This is a genomic window from Streptomyces sp. URMC 123, assembly GCF_051386515.1.
Taxonomy (GTDB): Bacteria; Actinomycetota; Actinomycetes; order Streptomycetales; family Streptomycetaceae; genus Streptomyces.
This window is the reverse complement of record NZ_JBPQTV010000100.1, coordinates 1-19,973: the sequence shown is the minus strand read 5'-3', so window position 1 is coordinate 19,973 and position 19,973 is coordinate 1. Positions and strand designations below refer to the sequence as shown.

At 72.6% G+C, this 19,973-nt stretch carries 18 protein-coding genes and 1 pseudogene; 15 read left to right on the top strand and 4 right to left on the bottom strand.

From position 1 onward, the window contains the following. Positions 1 to 65: 65 nt before the first annotated feature. Complete coding sequence (locus ACSNOD_RS14485) at positions 66 to 1,823, bottom strand: threonine/serine ThrE exporter family protein (RefSeq protein WP_436767317.1); 1,758 nt, start codon at positions 1,821 to 1,823, stop codon at positions 66 to 68. A 349-nt stretch (positions 1,824 to 2,172) separates the two neighbouring features. After that, positions 2,173 to 2,670 carry an inorganic diphosphatase gene (locus tag ACSNOD_RS14480; protein ID WP_436767321.1) on the bottom strand — a complete coding sequence of 166 codons (498 nt, stop codon included), beginning with the start codon at positions 2,668 to 2,670 and terminating at the stop codon, positions 2,173 to 2,175. A gap of 250 nt (positions 2,671 to 2,920) precedes the next feature. Here ACSNOD_RS14480 and dacB point away from each other — a divergent pair, with 250 nt between their 5' ends. From dacB to folE, 6 genes are all read left to right on the top strand, one after another. Next, the gene (gene dacB, locus ACSNOD_RS14475; protein WP_436767316.1) at positions 2,921 to 4,354 is read left to right on the top strand and encodes a D-alanyl-D-alanine carboxypeptidase/D-alanyl-D-alanine endopeptidase; all 1,434 of its coding nucleotides are present in this window, start codon (positions 2,921 to 2,923) and stop codon (positions 4,352 to 4,354) included. 60 nt (positions 4,355 to 4,414) lie between these two features. Then, positions 4,415 to 5,548, top strand: coding sequence for a zinc-dependent metalloprotease (locus ACSNOD_RS14470; protein WP_436767315.1), 1,134 nt, complete (start codon positions 4,415 to 4,417; stop codon positions 5,546 to 5,548). Between the two features lie 295 nt (positions 5,549 to 5,843). Then, the gene (gene tilS / locus ACSNOD_RS14465; protein WP_436767314.1) at positions 5,844 to 6,905 is read left to right on the top strand and encodes a tRNA lysidine(34) synthetase TilS; all 1,062 of its coding nucleotides are present in this window, start codon (positions 5,844 to 5,846) and stop codon (positions 6,903 to 6,905) included. Between the two features lie 94 nt (positions 6,906 to 6,999). Continuing rightward, the gene (hpt, locus tag ACSNOD_RS14460; protein WP_436767320.1) at positions 7,000 to 7,539 is read left to right on the top strand and encodes a hypoxanthine phosphoribosyltransferase; all 540 of its coding nucleotides are present in this window, start codon (positions 7,000 to 7,002) and stop codon (positions 7,537 to 7,539) included. 234 nt (positions 7,540 to 7,773) lie between these two features. Beyond that, positions 7,774 to 9,816 (top strand): ATP-dependent zinc metalloprotease FtsH, encoded by a 2,043-nt coding sequence (gene ftsH, locus ACSNOD_RS14455; protein WP_436767313.1) that lies wholly within the window; start codon positions 7,774 to 7,776, stop codon positions 9,814 to 9,816. Positions 9,817 to 9,951: 135 nt separating this feature from the next. Continuing rightward, the gene (gene folE / locus ACSNOD_RS14450) at positions 9,952 to 10,557 is read left to right on the top strand and encodes a GTP cyclohydrolase I FolE (protein WP_436767319.1); all 606 of its coding nucleotides are present in this window, start codon (positions 9,952 to 9,954) and stop codon (positions 10,555 to 10,557) included. Positions 10,558 to 10,719: 162 nt separating this feature from the next. Here the strand turns inward: folE and ACSNOD_RS14445 are convergent, their stop codons facing one another. Then, positions 10,720 to 11,835 carry an alpha/beta hydrolase gene (locus tag ACSNOD_RS14445; RefSeq protein WP_436767312.1) on the bottom strand — a complete coding sequence of 372 codons (1,116 nt, stop codon included), beginning with the start codon at positions 11,833 to 11,835 and terminating at the stop codon, positions 10,720 to 10,722. Between the two features lie 314 nt (positions 11,836 to 12,149). Here ACSNOD_RS14445 and folP point away from each other — a divergent pair, with 314 nt between their 5' ends. The 5 genes from folP to ACSNOD_RS14420 all read left to right on the top strand — a co-directional run bounded on the left by folP (position 12,150) and on the right by ACSNOD_RS14420 (position 15,358). Continuing rightward, the gene (gene folP, locus ACSNOD_RS14440; protein ID WP_436767311.1) at positions 12,150 to 13,013 is read left to right on the top strand and encodes a dihydropteroate synthase; all 864 of its coding nucleotides are present in this window, start codon (positions 12,150 to 12,152) and stop codon (positions 13,011 to 13,013) included. Continuing rightward, a complete protein-coding gene (locus ACSNOD_RS14435) occupies positions 13,010 to 13,495 on the top strand; it encodes a nuclear transport factor 2 family protein (protein WP_436767310.1) in 486 nt (161 codons plus the stop codon). Before folP ends, ACSNOD_RS14435 begins: the two co-directional genes overlap by 4 nt. A 356-nt stretch (positions 13,496 to 13,851) precedes the next feature. After that, positions 13,852 to 14,211, top strand: a complete 360-nt coding sequence (gene folB / locus ACSNOD_RS14430; RefSeq protein WP_436767309.1) for a dihydroneopterin aldolase — start codon at positions 13,852 to 13,854, stop codon at positions 14,209 to 14,211. Continuing rightward, on the top strand, positions 14,208 to 14,801 hold the full coding sequence (folK, locus tag ACSNOD_RS14425; RefSeq protein WP_436767308.1) for a 2-amino-4-hydroxy-6-hydroxymethyldihydropteridine diphosphokinase: 594 nt from the start codon (positions 14,208 to 14,210) through the stop codon (positions 14,799 to 14,801). The genes folB and folK overlap by 4 nt, the downstream gene beginning before the upstream one ends. 62 nt (positions 14,802 to 14,863) lie before the next feature. Further along, positions 14,864 to 15,358: a DUF3180 domain-containing protein gene (locus ACSNOD_RS14420; RefSeq protein ID WP_436767307.1), complete on the top strand. Its 495-nt coding sequence runs from the start codon at positions 14,864 to 14,866 to the stop codon at positions 15,356 to 15,358. A gap of 92 nt (positions 15,359 to 15,450) precedes the next feature. Here the strand turns inward: ACSNOD_RS14420 and ACSNOD_RS14415 are convergent, their stop codons facing one another. Continuing rightward, positions 15,451 to 16,611, bottom strand: coding sequence for an ABC transporter ATP-binding protein (locus ACSNOD_RS14415; RefSeq protein ID WP_436767306.1), 1,161 nt, complete (start codon positions 16,609 to 16,611; stop codon positions 15,451 to 15,453). 145 nt (positions 16,612 to 16,756) lie between these two features. Here ACSNOD_RS14415 and ACSNOD_RS14410 point away from each other — a divergent pair, with 145 nt between their 5' ends. The 4 genes and pseudogenes from ACSNOD_RS14410 to ACSNOD_RS14395 all read left to right on the top strand — a co-directional run. Further along, positions 16,757 to 17,566 (top strand): ABC transporter permease, encoded by an 810-nt coding sequence (locus tag ACSNOD_RS14410; RefSeq protein ID WP_436767305.1) that lies wholly within the window; start codon positions 16,757 to 16,759, stop codon positions 17,564 to 17,566. 3 nt (positions 17,567 to 17,569) lie between these two features. Beyond that, positions 17,570 to 18,238 carry an ABC transporter permease gene (locus ACSNOD_RS14405; RefSeq protein WP_436767304.1) on the top strand — a complete coding sequence of 223 codons (669 nt, stop codon included), beginning with the start codon at positions 17,570 to 17,572 and terminating at the stop codon, positions 18,236 to 18,238. Between the two features lie 65 nt (positions 18,239 to 18,303). After that, positions 18,304 to 19,263, top strand: a complete 960-nt coding sequence (locus ACSNOD_RS14400; protein WP_436767318.1) for an ABC transporter substrate-binding protein — start codon at positions 18,304 to 18,306, stop codon at positions 19,261 to 19,263. Between the two features lie 118 nt (positions 19,264 to 19,381). Next, a pseudogene (locus ACSNOD_RS14395) lies at positions 19,382 to 19,973 on the top strand (hypothetical protein); the annotation flags it as partial.

Sequence of the window (19,973 nt, the reverse complement as noted above, 5' to 3'; positions counted from 1 at the left end):
TAAGAGACAGGTGGAGGGGGCGTGCGCCGCAGGCGCGAGCGACAACCCCCTTCGCGAAAGGCTTGCTAAAAGCCTCGCGTCCGCTTGGCCGCCCTGCGGCCCATCTCCCCCGCCCCCGGCACCCTGAGGAAGAGCCGCGCGACCTCCGAGCCCAGGTTCACGCCGATCGCGATCGCCAGCGCCAGCGCCGCCGCCTTGATCAGGGACGTCATCCCCGTGTCGGGATGGCCCTGGGCGAGCGCGAGCAGCCCGAAGTACGTCGCGCTACCGGGCAACAGCGGCCCGATCGCCGCCGTGACGTACGGCAGCGCCGAGGCGTACCGGTAGCGGGAGAGGAGCTGCCCGAAGAGCCCGACGAGCCCCGCGGCGATCGCCGTGGCGGCGACCGGCGAGACGCCCCCCGTGTCGTGCAGCGCCCCGTAGATGACCCAGGCCACGCCGCCGTTGAGCCCCGCCGCCAGCACGGTGTGACGTTCCTGCTGGAGCAGCAGGGCGAAGGACACCGACAGCAGCATCGCCGCGAAGATCTGCGGCACCGGCCGGGGCACATAGCCGAGCGCCTGGTCGGGGCTGAGGCTCGCGCCGAGCTGCACCCCGCCGTAGAGGACCATCAGCACGCCGCAGACGATGCCGACGATCAGATAGATGACCTCCAGCAGGCGCGCCGACGCGGTGATGTAGTAGCCGGTGAGCCCGTCCTGGACGGCGGCGACCAGCGCCCGCCCCGGGATCAGCGCGAACAGCCCGCCCGTGATCACCGCGGAGGCGCGGACGTCGGCGTGGGCGAGGGTGAGGGCGACCCCCATCGCCGCCGGCGGCATCGCCGCGGCGACGAACTGGTAGAACTCGGGCAGCCCGCGCCCGGCGCAGAGCCACGCCAGCCGGTCGCCGAGCATCGCGCCGACCGCCGCGGCCAGGAAGACCACGAGCCCGCCGCCGACCAGCATGCTCGCCCCGCCCGCGAGGGCGCCGCTGGCGACGGTGAGGGCCCACCCGGGGTAGGGGTGGCGGTTGCGGCGTATCTCCGCCAGCCGGCGGTACGCCTCCTCCAGGGAGACCTCCACCTCCAGCGAGCAGATGTCGTCGACCAGCCGGAAGACGGCGGCGAGCCGGGTGTAGTCCGTGCCCCGCCGCCGTACGGTCCGGCTGGCCGTGACCGGGTCGTCGACGAGGGAGGGCTGGTACGTGACGGACAGCAGGGTGAAGGTGACGGTGGGCTCGCAGCGGTCGAGCCCGTAGGCGTGGCCGACGCCGAACATCGCGGCCTCGACGTCCTCGGCGCCCTCGCCGCCGGCGAGCAGCAGCTCGCCGATGCGCAGGGTCAGGTCGAGCACGCGGGGCACGGGCGGCCCCGGCTCGCCCTCGGGCCGCCGGGCCCGCTCGGGCACGGGCCGGTCGGCGATCGGCATGCGCAGCATGGTGCGCATGCGGTCCTGCCAGGGGGCCTCCTCGGTGAGCCGCACCACGGGCATGCCGTGCGGCGGGGTGAACGCGGGGGGCCGCTCGGGCGGCACGGTGCCGGCCGGGGGCGTGAAGGCGGAGCCCTCGGACTCGGCGGAGGGCGGCGCGTCGGCGGTCACCCCGGTGGGCAGCGCGAACTCCGACGTCGGGTGCTCGTCCTCGGGCGGGGGCGGCAGCGGCACGCCCGGCGGCGGGGTGAAGGCGCTGTGCGACTCGTCGGCCTGCGGCCTGCGGTCCTCCGGGCCCTTGTCGTGGTCGCCCGGTGCGGACCCTCCCGACCCCTGCCCCGACCCCGCGGCGCCGCCGCCGGACGGCCCGGCGGGCTCCGCGGGACGCCTGTTCCGCTGGGGGTTCACCGCCACGATGTCTCGCTCCTCCGTCGTCGTCCGTCTCGTCGGTCTCGCCTTCTCCCCTGTCGCTTCAGTCGCTCTGATCGCTGTCAGTCGCTGAGGTCACCACGGTCGCGCGCGTCGCTCCTGTCGCTTCTCAGTCACGATGCCGCATGCCCCGGGAGGCCGCCCGCCATGTGCTCGTACGCCGGCCGCGACCGTACGAGCACCGTGCCCGTACTCCGGCCCCACCGCCTCGTACGGCCCCGGACAGCCGGGGGGGGGGGGGGGGGGGGGGGGGGGGGGGGGGGGGGGGGGGGGGGGGGGGGGGCGGCGCCCCCACACAGGGTGCGCCGCCCGCCCGCCGGAACGTTGCCTCGGCTCAGTGCTTGCTGCCGCCGGCCGCCTCCAGGCGCTTGATGGACGCCTCCACCTCGGCCTCGGCCTCGGCGCGGCCCACCCAGTTGGCGCCCTCGACGGACTTGCCGGGCTCCAGGTCCTTGTAGACCTCGAAGAAGTGCTGGATCTCCAGGCGGTCGAACTCCGACACGTGGTGGATGTCCCGCAGGTGCTCCACGCGCGGGTCGGACGCCGGCACGCACAGCAGCTTGTCGTCGCCGCCGGCCTCGTCCGTCATCCGGAACATGCCGATGGCGCGGCACTTGATCAGGCAGCCCGGGAAGGTCGGCTCGTCCAGGATGACCAGCGCGTCCAGCGGGTCGCCGTCCTCACCCAGGGTGTTCTCGACGAAGCCGTAGTCGGCCGGGTAGCTGGTCGAGGTGAAGAGTCGACGGTCCAGACGGATGCGACCGGTCTCGTGGTCGACCTCGTACTTGTTGCGCGAACCCTTCGGGATCTCGATGGTGACGTCGAACTCCACGGGTGGCTCCTCCATGATCAGCACATACTCGGGTGATTAAGTGTCCCCCACGCAGGTGTGTGGTGGCGAAAGGGGCTGGTCCAGGGTGCCCGAGGCCGGATGGCGGCGGTTCGGCCGCCCCGTCGGAGGATGGCGACGCGCGGGGCGGCCATGGCCGTCGTGGCAGGTCGCGGCCGGTTCCGCGGTCCTCGGCCTGGCCGTCGCGGCCGGTGCGGTGAGCGCCGCCGGACCATGGGATTCCGGCCAGCGGGTGGCCGAGCGGAACCGGGCGGCGGAGCTCACCCGTACGGGCGTGGGTGGCGGACATCACGGTGACGGCGGCCCGTCCGGCGCCCCGGGAGCCCCCGGTCGGGGGAACGACGGGAGGGGCGGCCCCGCCCCCGCGCCCAGCGCCGCGGCCGTGCTCGCCGCGCTCGGCGTGGGCGGCGGCTCCGGGGACGCGGCCCGCGCCGGGGAACTGGGGCCCGTGCCCACCGAGGCCGGGCTCGCCAGGGCGCTCGACCCGCTGCTGCGCGACGGCTCCCTCGGCGGGCTGCGGGCCGCCGCCGTGGTCGACGCGGCGACCGGCCGCCGGCTGTACGGGGTGCGGGCCGACGAGGCCGCCGTCCCCGCCTCCACGATCAAGCTCGCGACCGCCGTCGCCGCCCTGGCCGCGCGCGGCCCCGAGCACCGCATCGAGACGACCGCCGTCGCCGAGCCGGACGGCGGCCCCGTCGTCCTGGTGGGCGGCGGCGACCCCACCCTCACCGCACGCGGCACCCCGGGCAGCGCCGGCACCGGCGCCGTGGCCGGCGGCGGGTACGCCGACCTGCGGACCCTCGCCGACGGAACGGCCCGCGCGCTGACCGCCGCCGGCACCAGGAAGATCAGGCTGGGGTACGACACCTCCCGCTACACCGGCCCCGTCGACCACCCCATAGGGACCAACGAGAACATCACCCCCGTCACCCCGCTGATGCTCGACGAGGGCCGCACCGACAACAGCGACAGCGGGCCCGCGCCGCGCTCCGCCGACCCGGCGGGCGACACCGCCCGCGCCTTCGCCGAGCTGCTGCGCGAGCGCGGGATCGAGGTCGACGGCGCCCCGGCGTCCGTACGGGCCGGGGCGGGCGCGCGCCGGCTGGCCGCCGTCCAGTCGCCGCCGCTGGCCGCGCTGGTCGAGCGCATGCTGACGCACAGCGACAACGACATCGCCGAGGCGCTCGCCCGGCAGACCGCCCTCGCCGACGGCGCCCCGGCCGACTTCGAGGGCGCGGGGCGGGCCGTCGCGGCGCGCCTGGCGAAGCTGGGGCTGCCGGTGGCCGGGGCCCGCTTCGCCGACGGCAGCGGGCTCAGCCGCGACGACCGGGTCTCGGCGGAGCTCCTCGCCCGGCTGCTGGCCCTGGCCGCCGACCCGGGCCGGCCCGAGCTGCGGCCGGTCCTCACGGGCCTGCCGGTGGCCGGGTTCAGCGGGACGCTCAGCGGGCGGTACGGGGGTGCCTCGGCCGGCGCGGGCGTGGTGCGGGCCAAGACGGGGACGCTGCGCGGGGTGAGCACGCTGGCGGGCACGGTGGCGGACGCGGACGGGCGGCTGCTGGTGTTCGCGTTCCTGACGAACGGGCACGGCGACGAGGGACTCCCGCCGGGCGCCCCGGCCGCCCTGGACCGCCTCGCCGACACCATCGCCACCTGCGGTTGCCGCTGACGCCTTCGTCCCGGACCCCAACGCCCTCCGCTCGTGCGGCACACCACGTACCGTGAACCCATGACGAGCATCGGTGGTGCCGAGATGGTCGACTGGAATCTCGCGGTCTCGACCGCGACCCGCCTCGTACGCCCCGGGCCCGACGTGAGCCGCGACGAGGCCCGCGCCGTGGTCGCCGAGCTGCGGCGGCACGCGAAGTCCTCGGAGGCGCACGTCCGCGCCTTCACCCGGATGGCCGCCCCCGGCGACGGCGGCGGCCAGGACACACCCGTACTGATCGTGGACCGGCCGGGCTGGATCAGGGCGAACGTCGCCGGCTTCCGCGAACTGCTCAAGCCGCTGCTGGAGAAGATGCGCGAGCGCCGCTCGGACATGCCCGGGGGCGCGGTCCTCGGGGCCGTCGGCGGCAAGGTGACGGGCGTCGAGGTGGGGGCGCTGCTGTCGTTCCTGGCCTCGCGCGTCCTCGGCCAGTACGAGACGTTCGCGCCGGCGAGCCGGGAGCTGCCGGCGGGCGGGGCGGGCGGCGGCCGGCTGCTGCTGGTCGCGCCGAACATCGTCCACGTCGAGCGGGAGCTGGAGGTGGAGCCGCACGACTTCCGGCTCTGGGTGTGCCTGCACGAGGAGACCCACCGGACGCAGTTCACGGCCGTCCCCTGGCTGCGCGACCACATCGAGGGCGAGATCCAGGCGTTCCTGGGCCAGACGGAGATCGACCCGGGCACCCTGCTGGAGCGGGTGCGGGAGGCGCTCCAGCAGGCCGTGTCGGGGCGGCCGGAGGGCGCGGACGAGCCGGGCGGGCGCAGCATCGTGGAGCTGGTGCAGACCCCCGCGCAGCGGGAGACCCTGGCGCGGCTCACGGCGGTCATGTCGCTGCTGGAGGGGCACGCGGACTATGTGATGGACGGGGTCGGTCCGGAAGTGGTGCCGTCCGTGGCCGAGATCCGGGAGAAGTTCCAGAAGCGCCGGGCCAGCGGTGCCGGCCGGCTCGACCAGGTGCTCCGCAAGCTGCTGGGCCTGGACGCCAAGCTGCGTCAGTACCGTGACGGGGAGCGGTTCGTACGAGCCGTGGTCGACGAGGTCGGTATGGACGGTTTCAACCGGGTCTGGACCTCTCCCAACACGCTCCCGACCAAGTCGGAGATCGCCAAACCGGCAGACTGGGTCGCGCGGGTGCATCGTAAGGCGGAGTCGTGAAAAGGGCGCGGGCTCGGGCAGGTGAACGCCCCCGCAATCACTCGTCCGAGGGACCGTGGGCGAAGGGTAGGCGTGCGATGCTCGGGTAACAGCTCGTCTCTGTCACCATCTACATACTCAGCGTGACGGAAACCGGTGTCGGCGAGGCGTCGGCGCAGCACTGGAGCCGCGGCATTCCGGCAGTGGCCTCGACGACGGCTCGACGACACCCGACCGCGCCCCGGACGGCTTCCGGCCGGAGCGCGACCGAAGCCCGAGAACGGCCCCCGAACGGCATCGAGGAAGTGAACCGGACATGGGTCCCCATCCAGCGGTCGCGGCGATACGCCTGGCAGTCCGCCGCGTGCTCCACGACGTCCTGACCGAGCACCACCCCACCCCCGACGAGCCGCGCCCGCTGGTGCTGGCCGCGTGCAGCGGTGGCGCCGACTCCCTGGCGCTGGCCTCCGCTCTCGCCTTCGAAGCCCCCAAACTCGGCGTACGGGCCGGCGGCGTGACCGTCGACCACGGCCTCCAGCCCGGCTCGGACCTGCGCGCCGCCGAGGTCGTGGCGCGGCTGCGGGCCCTGCGGCTGGACCCGGTCGAGGCCATCGCCGTGAGCGTCGGCCGCCGAGGCGGCCCCGAGGCCGCCGCCCGGGACGCCCGGTACGCCGCGCTGGACGCCGCCGCCGAGCGCCATGGCGCGGCCGCCGTGCTGCTCGGGCACACCCGCGACGACCAGGCGGAAACCGTCCTCCTCGGCCTCGCCCGCGGCTCCGGCACCCGCTCCCTGTCCGGCATGGCCGCCGTCTCCGGCACCGGCGGCCGCTACCGCCGCCCCTTCCTCCACCTGGATCGCCAGACGGCCCGCAAGGCGTGCATGGTCCAGGCCCTGCCGGTCTGGGACGATCCGCACAACGCCGATCCGGCCTACACCCGCTCCCGGCTGCGCCACGAGGGCATCCCCGCCCTGGAGAAGTCCCTCGGCAAGGGCGTGATCGAGGCCCTGGCCCGGACCGCGCAGCTCTCCCGGGACGACGCCGACGCCCTCGACGCCTGGGCCGCCGAGGCGGAGCGCACGGTGCGGCGGGTGCCCGTCGGCCCCGCCGGCCTCGAGGACGGCACGCTCGACGACCTCGACACCGCCAAGCTCTACGCCCTGCCGCCCGCCGTGCGCCGGCGGGTGCTGCGCCGGGCCGCGATCGCGGCCGGCTCCCCACCCGGTTCGCTCTTCGCGAAGCACATCGAGGAAGTGGACCGTCTCATCACCGGTTGGCGCGGCCAGGGGGCGATCAACCTCCCCGGCCGGGTGGAGGTTCGACGCCGGTGTGGCAGTCTGGTGATCCGGCGACGCGACGAGGCAGCCGCCGGACACTGAAGTGCCGAATCCTCGGCAGCGCCCCGGGCCGTACCCCCGTACGCGCTCGGACGGGCCGAGACAACCGAGAGTGACACGGGTGGACGACAAGGACATGGGCACCGACCTCAAGTCGGTGCTCATCACCAAGGAAGAGATCGACGCGAAGCTGGCGGAGCTGGCCGCGAAGATCGACGCGGATTACGCGGGCAAGGACCTGCTCATCGTCGGTGTGCTCAAGGGCGCCGTGATGGTGATGGCGGACCTGGCGCGGGCCCTGTCCACCCCGGTCACCATGGACTGGATGGCCGTGTCGTCCTACGGCGCGGGCACCAAGTCCTCCGGCGTCGTGCGCATCCTCAAGGACCTCGACACCGACATCGCGGGCAGGGACGTCCTGATCGTCGAGGACATCATCGACTCCGGTCTGACGCTGTCCTGGCTGCTGTCCAACCTCAGCTCGCGCGGTCCGGCCTCGCTGAACGTGTGCACCCTGCTGCGCAAGCCGGAGGCCGCCAAGGTGGCCATCGACGTGCGGTACGTCGGCTTCGACATCCCCAACGAGTTCGTCGTGGGCTACGGCCTGGACTACGCCGAGAAGTACCGCAACCTGCCGTTCGTCGGCACCCTGGCCCCGCACGTCTACGGCGGCTGACCCCGGCCCGCGCCGCCGCCCGGCCCCGGGAACTCTCCGGCGTTTCCCGCCGTTGGAGGAGGGGAAGGCGGTTTTGTTAACCGTCCATGGCGGCGTCGGGTGACAATGCTGGGGTACCGTCCGAAGGTCAGTCTTTTTCAGCTCGAGTAAAACACCGTACGCACAGCCGGCCCCGCCGAGGGGCCGACGTGCCTCACTGTGGCAGGAGGGACGGGGCGCTCGCGCCCCGTATGGATGGACGTGAAGCGCTACTTCCGTGGGCCGGTCATGTGGATCGTGCTGGCCGTCCTCGCCGTGGTCGTGTTGATGCAGGTCGTCGGCTCTTCCGGCGGCTACAAGACGGTGGATACCGCCGAGGTCGTCAAGTCGATCGCCGACAACAAGGTCGAGTCCGCCAAGCTGACGACCGGCGATGAGCAGATGATCAAGGTCGAGCTCAAGGACGGGGCCAAGGTCAAGGGGAGCAACAAGCTCCAGGCCAGTTACATCGGCGACCAGGGTGTCCAGCTCGCCAGCGACCTTCAGGCCAAGTACCAGGACAAGCAGATCCCGAAGGGGTACACGGTCTCCCCGTCGAAGCAGAACCCCTTCATCGGGGTCCTGCTCTCGCTGCTGCCCTTCGTCCTGATCGTCGTGGTCTTCCTGTTCCTGATGAATCAGATGCAGGGCGGCGGCTCCCGAGTGATGAACTTCGGGAAGTCCAAGGCCAAGCTGATCACCAAGGACACCCCCAAGACCACCTTCGCCGACGTGGCGGGGGCGGACGAGGCGGTCGAGGAGCTCCAGGAGATCAAGGAGTTCCTCCAGGAGCCCGCGAAGTTCCAGGCCGTGGGCGCCAAGATCCCCAAGGGCGTGCTGCTGTACGGCCCGCCCGGCACCGGTAAGACCCTGCTGGCGCGCGCCGTCGCCGGCGAGGCGGGTGTCCCGTTCTATTCGATCTCCGGTTCCGACTTCGTCGAGATGTTCGTCGGTGTCGGTGCCTCCCGGGTCCGCGATCTGTTCGAGCAGGCCAAGGCCAACGCTCCGGCGATCGTCTTCGTCGACGAGATCGACGCCGTCGGCCGGCACCGCGGTGCGGGCCTCGGCGGTGGTCACGACGAGCGCGAGCAGACCCTCAACCAGCTGCTGGTCGAGATGGACGGCTTCGACGTGAAGGGCGGCGTCATCCTGATCGCCGCCACCAACCGGCCCGACATCCTGGACCCGGCGCTGCTGCGCCCCGGCCGCTTCGACCGGCAGATCGCGGTCGACCGCCCGGACATGCAGGGCCGACTGGAGATCCTCAAGGTCCACCAGAAGGGCAAGCCGGTCGCCCCGGACGTCGACCTGTCGGCCGTCGCCCGCCGCACCCCCGGCTTCACCGGCGCGGACCTGTCGAACGTGCTCAACGAGGCCGCGCTGCTCACCGCGCGCAGCGACAAGAAGCTGATCGACAACCACTTCCTGGACGAGGCGATCGACCGCGTCGTGGCCGGCCCGCAGAAGCGGACCCGGATCATGAGCGACAAGGAAAAGAAGATCACCGCGTACCACGAGGGCGGTCACGCCCTGGTCGCGGCGGCGTCGCCGAACAGCGACCCGGTGCACAAGATCACGATCCTGTCGCGCGGCCGCGCCCTGGGCTACACCATGGTCCTCCCGGACGAGGACAAGTACTCCACCACGCGCAACGAGATGCTCGACCAGCTGGCGTACATGCTGGGCGGCCGCGCCGCGGAGGAGCTGGTCTTCCACGACCCGACCACCGGTGCCGCCAACGACATCGAGAAGGCCACCGCCACGGCCCGCGCGATGGTCACCCAGTACGGCATGACCGAGCGCCTCGGCGCGATCAAGTTCGGCTCCGACAACTCCGAGCCGTTCCTGGGCCGCGAGATGTCGCACCAGCGGGACTACTCGGAAGAGGTCGCCGCGCTGGTCGACGAAGAGGTCAAGAAGCTGATCGAGACCGCGCACAACGAGGCGTGGGAGATCCTGGTCGAGAACCGCGACATCCTCGACAACCTCGTGCTGGCGCTCCTGGAGAAGGAGACGCTCGGCAAGGAGGAGATCGCCGAGATCTTCAAGCACGTGGTCAAGCGCCCCGCGCGCCCCGCGTGGACCGGCTCCTCGCGCCGTACGCCGTCGACCCGTCCGCCGGTGCTCTCCCCCAAGGAGCTGACCATGGCGAACGGCGCCCAGGCCGCCAACGGCACCACGTCGGCCTCGGCCGCCCCGACCTCCACGGTCAAGGCGCCGGAGCCGGCGGACCGCCCGGAGGACCGCACCGAGGGCTGACGCCCAGGTCCGCCGGGGTCGCCCCGGAATGCAGGCCGCTCCTCCCAGGGTTCTACTCTGGGAGGAGCGGCTGTTTTCGTTCGCTTGTCGACGCGCATCCGCACCTCCCACGGCCAGACGAGGAACGAGGCACAGATGACCGACCCGGTGACGCTGGACGGCCACGCCACCCTGGGCGAGTTCGACGAGAAGCGGGTCGAGAACGCCGTGCGCGAGTTGTTGCTGGCGGTCGGCGAGGACCCGGACCGCGAGGGGCTGCTGGAGACCCCCGCCCGGGTGGCGCGCGCGTACCGGGAGATCTTCGCCGGGCTGTGGCAGCGCCCGGAGGAGGTGCTGACCACCACCTTCGACCTGGGCCACGACGAGCTGGTGCTGGTGAAGGACATCGAGGTCTACAGCACCTGCGAGCACCACCTGGTGCCCTTCCACGGGGTGGCGCACGTCGGCTACATCCCCTCCGCGGACGGGAAGATCACCGGGCTGTCCAAGCTCGCCCGGCTGGTCGACGTCTTCGCCCGCCGCCCCCAGGTGCAGGAACGACTCACCACCCAGATAGCCGACTCCCTGATGGAGATCCTGGAGCCGCGCGGGGTGATCGTCGTGGTGGAGTGCGAGCACATGTGCATGTCCATGCGCGGCATCCGCAAGCCGGGCGCGAAGACCACGACCTCCGCGGTGCGCGGGCAGCTGCGCGATGTGGCGACCCGCTCCGAGGCGATGAGCCTGATCATGGCGCGTTGACGGCGCCGGTCATGACGGCGCCGGTCATGACGGTGGGCGCCGGCACCTGAGGGGTGCGGGCGCCCACCGGGTGTTTCGGGGCGTGCGGGTTCGGGTGGCGTACGGGACCGGCGCCGGCCGGGCGTACGGGACCCGGCGTCGGGCCGGTGCCGAAACGGTTCCTCAGACCGCGCTGAGGCGGTTGGAGAGCCAGTCGAGGGCCGGCGGCACCTCGCGGTTCCACGTGTTGAAGTTGTGGCCGCCGGAGTCGAGGGTGATCGACGAGACCCGCATGGGGTGCTTGGCCGTGCTGATGAACTTCTGCGTGTCCCGGAGGTTGTCCTCGCCCTCCTTGCTGGTCGCCACCAGCACCGAGACATTGGGGCTGGGCAGGTTCTTCAGCCGCCACAGCATGTCGTTCTCCTGGGCCAGCTTCTTGTTGCCGGCGAAGAGGTCACCGGTGGTGGTGTCGATGGGGGCCCTGTAGGAGTTGGACAGGCCCACGCCGACCGAGAAGGCGTCCGGGTTGCGCATGGTCATCTTGACCGCGCAGTAGCCGCCGGTGGAGTTCCCCATGACGCCCCAGTTGGCGGCCTTGTCGCCGACGCGGTAGTGCGTGGAGATGGCCTTCCGCAGATCCTTGGTGAAGAACGTCTCGGCCTGGGGGCCGCCCGGCACGTCGACGCACTCGGTGTCCCGCGGCGGGGCCACCGTGGGCCGCATCAGGACCAGGACGGTGGGCCGCATCGAGCCGGCCCGGATGTGCTCGGTGGCCGTCTGCGGGTACTTCAGCCGGGAGATCAGGTTCTCGGCGGTGCCCGGGTAGCCGGTCAGGACGACGGCGGCCGGGAACTTCTTGTCGGCGTGCTCGGGCTGGAAGTACTGCGGCGGCAGATACACGTAGGCGGGCACGGCTATTCGGGTGGAGTCGCCGGTGATCTGCACCTTCTCGATGCGGCCGCCGACCTTCGGGTTGCCGCCGCCGGGCACGCCCACGCTCTGCGTCTTCACGACGGTGACCTGCTTGGCGGGACCGGCGCTGTGGTCCACCACCACGCCCATCTTGTCGTCCGCGCCGAACAGGTCCGCCCAGGAGCTGTAGAAGCCGAAGTAGAAGTTGGCCGCGAGACCGCCGGCGGCCAGGATCGAGAGCTGGGTCGCCAGCAGCAGACCGATCCGGCCGAGAACGGCCGGCGCGGAGCGCTTGGCGAGCCGCGGCCAGAGCCAGATGGTGAGAGCGAACAGCAGCACCGCCACGATGACGGCCAGCAGCAGAACTTTCTTGCTGGTGAGACCCATGAGGAGCTTTCTCTTCACGTGCGACCGGCCGGTCCGTGTCGCGACGGTGGGGACACGCCCCCGAGGATCACTTCGAGTCGGCCGCCCGGCAAACGGAACCCGGACGATCCGAGCGGCGGCCTACGGGGGCGCGACAGGTGTCCGGGTGCTGCGACCAGCCGGCGCGAGATCTCTTCGACGGAGCCACGAAAGCGGTGTCTGTGAGGCTAGATGGCGTTAAATCCGAAACGGTTCCGAACCGTATCGATCGCAACCGAAAGCTTATGCGGGGCGGCCCACCGCCCCGGTCCCCGGGGGAGCCCTAGGCTTGGGGCATGAGTACCTTGCGCGGCCGCGTCGCCGGTCTTCCCGAGTGGGACCGCTGTGCGGTGATGGGCGTGGTCAACGTCACCCCCGACTCGTTCTCGGACGGCGGGCGCTGGTTCGACACCGGGACGGCCGTCAAGCGCGGCCTCGCCCTGGCCGAGGCGGGTGCCGACCTGGTGGACGTCGGCGGGGAGTCGACCCGCCCCGGCGCGCTGCGCGTGGACGAGGCCGAGGAGCTGCGCCGGGTCGTGCCCGTCGTGCGCGCCCTGGCCGCCGAGGGCGCGCGGGTCTCCGTGGACACCATGCGGGCCTCGGTCGCCGAGCGGGCCGTGGAGGCCGGCGCGGTGCTGGTCAACGACGTGAGCGGCGGCCTCGCCGACCCCGCGATGGTGCCGGCCGTGGCCGCGGCCGGGGTGCCGTTCGTGGTGATGCACTGGCGCGGTTTCAGCCGGGACATGAACAGCCGGGCCCGGTACGACGACGTGGTCGCGGAGGTCCGCGAGGAGCTGCGGCGGCGCATGGACGCCGTCGTGGCCGGTGGGATCGCCCCCGAGCGGATCGTGATCGACCCCGGCCTGGGCTTCGCGAAGGACGCCGAGCACGATCTGAGCCTGCTGGCGCATCTGGGCGCCCTGCGCGAGCTGGGCCGCCCGCTGCTGGTGGCGGCCTCCCGCAAGCGGTTCCTCGGCCGGGTGCTGGCCGACGCGGACGGCAGCCCGCCACCGGCCCGCGAGCGCGACGCGGCCACGGCCGCGGTCTCCGCCCTGGCGGCGCGGGAGGGCGCCTGGGCCGTACGGGTGCACGAGGTGCGGGCGACCGCCGACGCCGTACGGGTGGCCCGCGCCATCGAGGGCGCGGAGGGGGCCGAGTGAGCGCGGCTCGTACGGACAGCGAGCAGGTCGAGCTGGCGAACACCGCCCTGTACGAGGCGATGGAGCGGGGAGACTTCGAAGCGATCTCCGACATGTGGCTGCCGGGCGACATCAGCTGTGTCCACCCGGGCTGGCCGGTGCTGCGCGGGCGCGGCGAGGTGCTGCGCTCCTACGCCCTGATCATGGCGAACACCGAGTACATCCAGTTCTTCCTCACCGATGTGGAAGTGGCCGTCGAGGGCGACACCGCGCTGGTGACCTGCACGGAGAACATCCTCAGCGGCGGTCCGGCGGAGGAGGACGGCGCGCTGGGCCCGCTCGTGGGCCAGCTGGTGGTCGCCACGAATGTGTTCCGTCGCACGTCCGAGGGGTGGAAGGTCTGGTCGCACCACGGCTCGCCGGTGCTCGCCGACCGCGGTGACGACGAGGACGACGAGGACGAGCCGGGGGGCTCCGGGCCCTCCGGAACGATCGACGTCTGACCGCACCCGGCGCGGTGCCCACCGGGTGCCGCGCCGCTGGTGGGCGGGGTTGTGGCCCGTCAGGGCGATGCTCGGCGCACCCCTTGTTCGAGCCGTCCGCTCTCCGGGTAGGGGTGGGACGCGGGCCCCGGTGGCCGTGCGTGCCGTGGCGTTCCGTGACGTGCTGTGGGTCTCCGTGGCGCCCCTCCGGCGCCGGTGCCCGGCCGGCGGAGGCCCGCCGGGGCGGTGCGGCGGACGGGTCCCGCGTTCCCCGTGGGCGAGCGCTGTCGGTGCTCGCAGGTAGATTCGAGTGCGGGTGGGCTGCGGCGGAGGCCGGAGCGCGCCCGATCATCCGACGACCAGCAGGAGTGATTCGCGTGGATCGTGTCACGCTGCGTGGCCTCAGGGCTCGCGGGCACCACGGCGTCTTCCCCAGTGAACGCGAACAGGGCCAGACCTTCGTCGTGGATCTGGTGCTCGGCCTGGACACCCGTCCGGCCGCCGCCGACGACGATCTCGCGAAGACCGTGCACTACGGCATCGTGGCGGAAGAGGTCGCCCAGCTGGTGCAGGGGGAGCCGGTCGATCTGATCGAGACTCTCGCCGAGCGAATAGCCCGGCAGTGTCTGAAGCACGAGCCGGTGCGGGAGGTCGAGGTGACCGTCCACAAGCCGGACGCCCCGATCGCCGTGCCCTTCGACGACGTGACCGTCACCATCACCCGGAGCCGCGTATGACCAGCAGTGACCCCACCGTGCAGCCGGTGCCCGCTTCGGTCGTGGAGCAGGTGGACGCCGCCGATGTCACCCTCAGCAACCCCAAGCGGGCCGTGATAGCGCTCGGCAGCAACCTGGGCAACCGGCTGGAGACCCTCCAGGGGGCCGTGGACGCCCTGGAGGACACGCCCGGCCTGCGGGTCAAGGCGGTCTCCCCGGTGTACGAGACGGAGCCGTGGGGCGTGGCGCCGGGCTCGCAGCCGTCGTACTTCAACGCCGTGGTGCTGGTGAAGACGACGCTGCCGCCGGCGTCCCTGCTGGAGCGCGGACACGCGATCGAGGAGGCGTTCAAACGGGTGCGGGCCGAGCACTGGGGCGCGCGCACGCTCGATGTCGACATCGTCTCCTACCAGGATGTGATCTCGGACGACCCGGCGCTCACGCTGCCGCACCCGCGGGCCCATGAGCGGGCGTTCGTGCTGGTGCCGTGGCACGACGTGGAGCCGACGGCCGAGCTGCCGGGGCGCGGCGCGGTGGCCGGTCTGCTGGCGCGGCTGGGCAGCGCCGGGGTCGAACCGCGGCAGGATCTGGAACTCAGGCTGCCGGAGTAGTCGTTAGGCTCTGCGGATCTGGTGATCTGTACGGGCTGTACGGGATGAAGGGCGAGCGCTCGGTGAGGCAACTTCGGATCGGGGTGCTGGGCGGGCTGTTCGTGGTCGCCGGAGTGCTGTCCTGGGCCGGGGCCCGGCTGTGGAACGCGATCGGCACCCTGCCGCGGGTGCCCGTCGCCGCGCCGATCGTGCTGGCGCTGATCGCGGCGGTGCTGGCGGCCACGGCCCTGGCGCTGCGGGCCCGGCTGAAGGCCCAGCGCGAGCGCCGGCCCGGGGCGAAGGGCGTCGATCCGCTGGTGGCCGCCCGCGCGGTGGTCTTCGGCCAGGCGAGCGCCCTGGTGGCCGCGCTGGTCGCGGGGATGTACGGCGGGGTCGGCGTCTTCCTGGTCATCGACGGCCTCGATGTCGACCCGCGCCGCGACCAGGCGATCTACGCCGGTCTCTCGGTGCTCGCGGGGGTGGCCGTGGTGGCGGCGGCGCTCTTCCTGGAGCGGGTGTGCCGGCTGCCGGAGGACGAGGACGAGCCCCCGCCGCCGACGGCGCGGGCCACGTCGTAAGGGCTGCCGCCACGGCGCCGCCGGGGGCCACGCCGTAAGGGCCACGTCGTAAGGGCACGCCCCCGGCGGTCCGGGGGCGCGGCGCGACGTCCTCAGGGGCTGTGGACCGTGTCCAGGTCCACGTCCGCGCGGTCGACGGCGCGGACATCCGCGTCGATCGAGCGCCGCAGCGCCTCGTGCAGCCTGGCCGGGGTCAGGACCCCCAGGAACCGCTCCCCGTCGAGCACGGCGATCCACCCCGCGTCGTACTGGAGCATCGTGCTGAACGCGTGCTTCAGCGAGGAGCCCACCGGCAGCCAGGCCTCCATGCGCCGCGCGTGGTCGCGTACGGTGCCGGCCGCGCCGGACTCCGTGGCGTCGGCGGAGAGCCAGCCGTGGAGGCTGTCGTCGTGGTCGAGCACCACGGCCCAGCGCGCGTCGTCGGCGGCCATCCGCCGCGCGGCCGAGCCCAGCGTGTCGTCGAGGTGGACGATGGGCGGCTTCTCCAGGTCACCGGGCTCGATGCGGGTGACTGAGAGCCGCTTGAGCCCCCGGTCGGCGCCGACGAAGTCGGCCACGTACGGGGTGGCGGGCGCGCCGAGGACGGCGGCCGGCGCGTCGAACTGTTCGATGCGCCCCTGTCCGTAGACGGCGATGCGGTCGCCGAGCCGGACGGCCTCCTCGATGTCGTGGGTGACGAACAGCACCGTCTTGCGCACCTGCTCCTGGAGCTTGAGGAACTCGTTCTGGAGGTGCTCGCGCACGACCGGGTCGACGGCCCCGAAGGGCTCGTCCATGAGCAGGACGGGCGGGTCGGCGGCGAGCGCGCGGGCCACGCCGACGCGCTGGCGCTGGCCGCCGGAGAGCTGGTCGGGGTAGCGGTCGCCGTAGACGGATGGGTCGAGGCCGACCAGGTGGAGCAGCTCGGCCGCCCGCTCCCGGCTCCTGCGCCGCTGCCAGCCGAGCAGGTGCGGCACCGTGGCGGTGTTCTCCAGCACCGTCTTGTGGGGGAAGAGGCCCACCTGCTGGATGACGTAGCCGATCCGCCGGCGCAGCTTCACGGGGTCCACGCCGGCGATGTCCGCGCCGTCCAGGAGGATGCGGCCGGCCGTGGGCTCGATCAGCCGGTTGACCATCTTCATGGTGGTGGTCTTGCCACAGCCGGAGGGCCCGACGAGCGTGATCAGCTCGCCCTCGGCCACCTCGAAGGACAGATCGTCCACGGCGGTCGTGCCGTCCGGATAGCGCTTGCTGACGTGCTCGAAGCGGATCATGGGTCCCCATTGTGGCCGGTGCGGTGCTCATTCGGCTGATTCGTATGAAGAACACCTGCCCGCTGTGGATCGTCTCATCTGATTGTCGGCCCCCGGGGATAAGGTCGTACGCATTGAAACGCCGAGGCGGGGGAGGTGGACCGGCGTGAGTGCTCGGAGCTGCCTGGCGGCGAACGACTGGATCTGCGGGGAGTACGTCCGCTCCCGGTCACAGGAATTGTTGGACGCCACGGTCCAGCACATCGGCATCACGGCCGCCTCGGTCGCCATCGGGCTGCTGGTGGCCTTTCCGCTGGCGCTGCTGGCGCGGCGCGGGGGAGGGCTGCGCGGCCCGGTGCTCGGGCTGACCACGGTGCTTTACACCGTGCCGTCGCTCGCGATGTTCGCGCTGCTGATGCCCGTGTTCGGGGTCTCGGTCTCGGTGGTGGTCACGGGCCTGGTGCTCTATTCGCTGACCGTGCTGGTGCGGAACATCCTGGCGGGCCTGGAGGGCGTGCCGGCCGAGGCCCGCGAGGCGGCGCGCGGCATGGGATACGGCCCCCTGCGGCTGCTGCTGCGGGTGGAGCTGCCGCTGGCGCTGCCCGCGATGATGGCGGGGCTGCGGATCGCCACGGTCTCCGCGGTGTCGCTCACCACGGTCGGGGCCATCGTCGGCTTCGGCGGCCTGGGCAATCTGATCTACGAGGGCATGGACAGCTTCTTCAAGGCCCAGGTGCTGACGGCCTCCGTGCTCTGTGTGGCGCTGGCGGTGCTGGCGGATGTGCTGTTGCTGGGCGCGCAGCGGCTGTTGACGCCCTGGGCGCGGGCCGGGAGCGGCGGCCGGCGCTCCGGCGGGCTCGCCCGCATACGTGGCGCGGGCTCTTCTCGTACGGGCGGTGCGGTCTCCTCTCGTACGGGCGGCGCGGCCCGTACGGCGGGTGCGGCCCGCACGGCTCGTACGGCGAAGGTGGGCTGAGCGGTGGGAGCCATAGCCGACGCCTGGACCTGGCTGACCACGGCGGCCAACTGGGCGGGGGAGAGCGGGGCCGGCCACCGGCTGGGGGAGCACCTGTGGCTCACGGCCGTCTGTCTGGCGCTCGCCTGCGCCATCGCGCTGCCGATCGCGCTGACCCTCGGTCATATCGGCAAGGGCGGGGCGCTCGCGGTCAACCTCTCCAACGCCGGGCGGGCGGTGCCGACCTTCGCGGTGCTGGTGCTGCTGACCCTGACACCGCTGGGCCGGCAGGGGGAGCTGCCGACGGTCATCGCGCTGGTGCTGTTCGCCGTGCCGCCGCTGCTCACCAACGCCTATGTGGGCATGCGGGAGGTGGACCGCGGTGTGGTGGAGGCCGCGCGGGGCATGGGGATGTCCGGCGGGCAGGTGCTGTTCCGGGTCGAGCTGCCGCTCGCCTTCTCACTGATCATGACGGGGGTGCGGTCGGCGGCCGTGCAGGTCGTGGCCACCGCGACGCTGGCCGCGCTCCCGGGCGGCGGCGGCCTGGGCCGGCTGATCACCGCGGGCTTCAACACCTACAACACCCCCCAGGTGGTGGCCGGGGCGATTCTGGTCGCCGCCCTGGCCCTGACCGTCGAGGCCCTGCTGGCCCTCGCGCAGTGGGCCGTGCAGCAGGCCGTTCGGCAACGATGAGGTGGAACGTGATCTTCAGAAGCAAGGCGGCGCCCGCGGCGGGAGCGGCGCGGAACGCGCGGGGCATACGGGTGGCGGCCGGGGCGCTGGCCGCGGTCGCCCTGACGGCGGGGCTGACGGCCTGTGGGGGCAAGAGCCTGGAGGAGACCGGGGCCCGCGGCGGCGGCGCGTCGGGCTCGGGCGGGTCCAAGGGCTCCCTGGTCATCGGCTCGGCGGGCTTCACCGAGTCCTCGCTGATGGCCCAGCTCTACTCCCAGGTGCTCGCCGACGCCGGATATCGGACCTCGGTCACCACGCTGAAGAACCGTGAGCTGTACGCGCCGGCGCTGGAGAAGGGCCAGATCGACGTCGTGCCGGAATACGCCGCCACGCTGGCGGAATTCCTCAACGGCAAGCAGAACGGGCCGACGGCCGCGCCGGTCGCCTCCAGCGATGTGGACAAGACGGTGGCGGAGTTGAAGAAGCTGGCCGAGCCGCGGGGGCTGAAGGTGCTCCCGGCGGGCGGCGCCGTGGACCAGAACGCGTTCGCCGTCACCAAGGAATTCGCCGCGAAGAACAACCTGAGGACGCTTTCCGACCTGGGCAGATCCAAGCTTCCGGTCAAACTGGCGGCGGGTGACGAATGCGCGATCCGGCCGTTCTGCCGGCCCGGCCTGGAGAAGGTCTACGGCATCGACATCACCGCCGTCGACCCCAAGGGCGTGGGCACCACGCCCGCCAAACAGGCGGTCAAGGACGGCACGGACCAGATGGTGCTGACGACGACCACCGACGCCACGCTGGAGGACTTCGGGCTGGTGCTGCTGGAGGACGACAAGAAGCTCCAGAACGCCGACAATCTGCTGCCCGTGGTGAACGCCGAGAAGGCCGGGGCGCCCGAGATCGAGGCGGCGCTCGACCGGCTCACCAAGGCGCTGACCACCGACGATCTGATCGCGTTGAACCGCAAGGTCGACGCCGAACGGCAGAAGCCCGCCGATGTCGCCAAGGAGTACCTCCGCTCGAAGGGATTGTTGAAGAAGTGAGCGGGTAGGCGGCCGGAACTCGGCGGAACTCGACCGGGGCCGACAGGAAAGTAACCAGCAGAAAACAGATTGCGGGGCGCCGCCCCGAACGGATCGAACGCACGGTAAGTTTCTGGCCATGCCACGTGGACGTCACCGCCATTCGCCACCCCTGCACAGGCTGCTTCCCCCGACGACGGTTGCCGGTGTGTCACTCGCCTGCGCCGCCGGTGCCTGGCTGGTCGGCGACGCGCTGGTGCTCCGCGCGCTGGTGGCCGCCGCGGCCGCCGCGGCCTGCACTGGCGCGGTGCTGATGCGCACCTGGGACCGCGCGGCGGGCAAGCGGGTCGCCGAACTCGCCGCCGCCCGGGCCCGGGACGAGTGGCGCGCCGAGGAGCGCGCCGCGGAGCTCGAATCCGAGCTGGAGGAGGCCAGGGAGCTGCGCACCGGCCTGGAGGGCAAGTTGCGCGCCAAGCGCGTCGAGCTGGCGCGGCTGCGGGGCGAACACGCGGCGCTGCTGCGCCGGTACGCCACGGCCGAGACCGAGCGGGCCAGCGCGCTCGAAGGACGGCGGCTGCTCGCCCTGGAGTCCGGCCTGGAGCAGGCCGGCGACGGGTCCGGGGGTCCGGCGGAGAAGAAGGCGGAGCCGGGCGAGCCGGTGAAGCGGGGCACCGTCGCGCTGCCCGCGGCCCCCGGGGCCGCCGTCGCGCCCCTTCGACCGGTCACCGGAC

Excerpts from the sequence above, each read along its gene's own strand:
- folP (WP_436767311.1), top strand. The coding sequence starts at position 12,150 with ATGAGTACCTTGCGCGGCCGCGTCGCCGGTCTTCCCGAGTGGGACCGC.
- ACSNOD_RS14415 (WP_436767306.1), bottom strand. The coding sequence starts at position 16,611 with ATGATCCGCTTCGAGCACGTCAGCAAGCGCTATCCGGACGGCACGACC.
- ftsH (WP_436767313.1), top strand. The coding sequence starts at position 7,774 with ATGGACGTGAAGCGCTACTTCCGTGGGCCGGTCATGTGGATCGTGCTG.
- tilS (WP_436767314.1), top strand. The coding sequence starts at position 5,844 with ATGGGTCCCCATCCAGCGGTCGCGGCGATACGCCTGGCAGTCCGCCGC.
- folE (WP_436767319.1), top strand. The coding sequence starts at position 9,952 with ATGACCGACCCGGTGACGCTGGACGGCCACGCCACCCTGGGCGAGTTC.
- folK (WP_436767308.1), top strand. The coding sequence starts at position 14,208 with ATGACCAGCAGTGACCCCACCGTGCAGCCGGTGCCCGCTTCGGTCGTG.
- ACSNOD_RS14445 (WP_436767312.1), bottom strand. The coding sequence starts at position 11,835 with ATGGGTCTCACCAGCAAGAAAGTTCTGCTGCTGGCCGTCATCGTGGCG.
- ACSNOD_RS14470 (WP_436767315.1), top strand. The coding sequence starts at position 4,415 with ATGACGAGCATCGGTGGTGCCGAGATGGTCGACTGGAATCTCGCGGTC.
- hpt (WP_436767320.1), top strand. The coding sequence starts at position 7,000 with ATGGGCACCGACCTCAAGTCGGTGCTCATCACCAAGGAAGAGATCGAC.